Raw genomic sequence first — 2,540 nt, 5'->3', positions numbered from 1 at the left:
GACAAGCAGGCGCGTCTATGTCGGCTGCCGCTTCGCTTTAGCACGACCTACGCAGGCAGAGTGTTCCTTGAGGGACGGGAAGTCCGGCGAGTTCAGTGTAGCCGCTCCGGGCTGGGGTCGAAGTCGGTTTCTATTTCGGCTTCGGGGTCGTTGACTTCGACGCGGTAGACGCCGCCGAGCCAGCGGTTGAGGTCCACGTCGGCGCAGCGGGCGGTGCAGAAAGGCTTGAACTCGGGCGTGGCGTGGCGGCCGCAGATGGGGCAGGCGGGGAGGCGGGACTTGGCGAGTTTTTCGGGGGTATCGGTCATCGCGTAATCAGGGTCCTTTGCGCCGGCGGGGGCGGGCTTTGCCTCGGCCGTCCTGGGCGCCACGGGTGGGGGCGGTGCTTCTGCCGGCTGGGATGGCGCGGTTGGTGCCCAAGCCGATGGCAGGGGCTTCGGCGCCTTCCAGGCCGAGGTCCATCGCTTCCAGGCGGCGGAGTTCGTCGCGGAGCCGGGCGGCTTCCTCGAATTCCAGGTCGGCGGCGGCGGTCTTCATCCGGCGTTCGAGGTCGGCCATATAGGACTTGAGGTTGTGGCCGATCATGTTGTTCATGTCGCCGTCGCCGGTCTTGACCGTGACGCGGTCGCCGCGCTCGTAGACGCTCTCCATGATGTCGGAGATCTGCTTGCGGACCGTTTCCGGCGTGATGCCGTTGGCCTCGTTGTAGATCTTCTGCTTCTCGCGGCGGCGGTTGGTCTCATCGATCGCCGCGTTGATGCTGTTGGTCATCTTGTCGGCGTAGAGGATCGCCCGGCCATCGACGTTGCGGGCGGCGCGTCCAATGGTCTGGATCAGGGAAGTCCTCGACCGCAGGTAGCCTTCCTTGTCGGCGTCGAGGATCGCGACAAGGCCGCATTCCGGGATGTCCAGACCCTCGCGCAGCAGGTTGATGCCGATCAGGACGTCGTAGGCGCCAAGGCGCAGGTCGCGGATGATCTCGATCCGCTCCAATGTTTCGACATCGGAATGGATGTAGCGGACGCGGATGCCGGCCTCGTGCATGTACTCGGTCAGGGCCTCGGCCATCTTCTTGGTCAGGGTCGTGACCAGCACGCGCTGACCCTTGGCGGCGCACTCCTTGCACTCGGCCAGAAGATCGTCCACCTGGGTCTCGGTCGGGCGGATGATGACGGGCGGGTCGGTCAGGCCGGTCGGGCGGACGACCTGCTCGACGAAGACGCCGCCGGTGCGCTCCATCTCCCACGGGCCGGGCGTGGCCGAGACGAAGACGGACTGCGGACGCATGGCGTCCCATTCCTCGAACTTGAGCGGGCGGTTGTCCTTGCACGACGGCAGGCGGAAGCCGAAGTCCGACAGGGTGGACTTCCGCATGAAGTCGCCCCGGTACATGCCGCCGACCTGGGGCACCATGACGTGGCTCTCGTCCACGATCAGCAGGGCGTTGTCGGGCAGGTACTCGAACAGCGTCGGCGGCGGCTCGCCCGGCTTGCGGCCGGAGAGATAGCGGGAATAGTTCTCGATGCCGGCGCAGCTGCCGGTCGCCAGCATCATTTCGATGTCGAACTGAGTCCGCTGCTCAAGGCGCTGGGCTTCCAGGAGCTTGCCTTCGGCCTCGAACTCGGCCAGACGGACCTTCAGGTCGTGCTGGATCTCCTTAATCGCCTGATGCAGCGTCGGCTTGGGCGTGACGTAGTGGCTGTTGGGGTAGATCTTGACCAGTTGCAGCGCCATCAGCTTCTCGCCGGTCAGCGGGTCGATCTCGAAGATGCTTTCAAGCTCGTCGCCGAACAGGGAAATGCGCCACGCCCGGTCTTCCAGGTGGGCCGGGAAGAGTTCGACGGTATCGCCACGCACCCGGAACGTTCCGCGTCCGAAACCAACGTCGTTGCGCTTGTACTGAAGGTCGATCAGGCGGGACAGCAGTTCCGTCCGGTTGACCATCTGCCCGGCCTGGAGCGTGAAGGTCATTTCGGAATAGGTTTCGACCGAGCCGATACCGTAGATGCACGACACCGAGGCGACGATGATCACGTCGTCGCGCTCCAGCAGGGAGCGGGTGGCGGAGTGGCGCATCCGCTCGATCTGTTCGTTGATCGAGCTTTCCTTCTCGATATAGGTGTCGGTGCGCGGGACGTAGGCTTCCGGCGTGTAGTAATCGTAGTATGAGACGAAGTATTCCACCGCGTTGTTGGGGAAGAAGCTCTTCATCTCGCCGTAGAGCTGGGCGGCCAGCGTCTTGTTGGGGGCAAGGACAAGGGCCGGGCGCTGGAGCTGCTGGACTACGTGCGCCATGGTGAAGGTCTTGCCGGAGCCGGTGACTCCCAGCAGGACCTGTTCGCGCTCGCCCTGCTGGATGCCGTTCAGCAGCTCCTCGATCGCGCGCGGCTGGTCGCCGGCCGGCACGTAATCGGACACGATCTCCAGGCGGCGTCCCCCCTCCAGCTTCGGCAGGGAGGCGCCTTTCGGCATCAGCATGGGCATTGTCATGACTGGTAAGATATGGGATCGGGTGGGAGTCTGCTACCCCCCGGAACGCA

General features: G+C 64.7%; 2 protein-coding genes. Both read right to left on the bottom strand.

Annotation, left to right across the window (positions count from 1 at the left end; all coding sequences use genetic code 11):
• Positions 1–92 precede the first annotated feature (92 nt).
• Positions 93–308, bottom strand: a complete 216-nt coding sequence (locus AC5JJ6_RS08760) for a DNA gyrase inhibitor YacG (RefSeq protein ID WP_496041666.1) — start codon at positions 306–308, stop codon at positions 93–95.
• Positions 309–315: 7 nt separating this feature from the next.
• The gene (gene uvrB / locus AC5JJ6_RS08755) at positions 316–2,478 is read right to left on the bottom strand and encodes an excinuclease ABC subunit UvrB (RefSeq protein WP_496041665.1); all 2,163 of its coding nucleotides are present in this window, start codon (positions 2,476–2,478) and stop codon (positions 316–318) included.
• Positions 2,479–2,540 lie beyond the last annotated feature (62 nt).

The sequence above is a fragment of the Skermanella sp. genome (assembly GCF_059503625.1).
The sequence above is the reverse complement of the archived record's forward strand: the minus strand, read 5'-3'. Positions and strand labels throughout refer to the sequence as shown.

What these genes read in the sequence shown, in the direction of transcription:
- AC5JJ6_RS08760 (WP_496041666.1), bottom strand. Translation starts at nt 308, where the DNA reads ATGACCGATACCCCCGAAAAACTCGCCAAGTCCCGCCTCCCCGCCTGC.
- uvrB (WP_496041665.1), bottom strand. Translation starts at nt 2,478, where the DNA reads ATGCTGATGCCGAAAGGCGCCTCCCTGCCGAAGCTGGAGGGGGGACGC.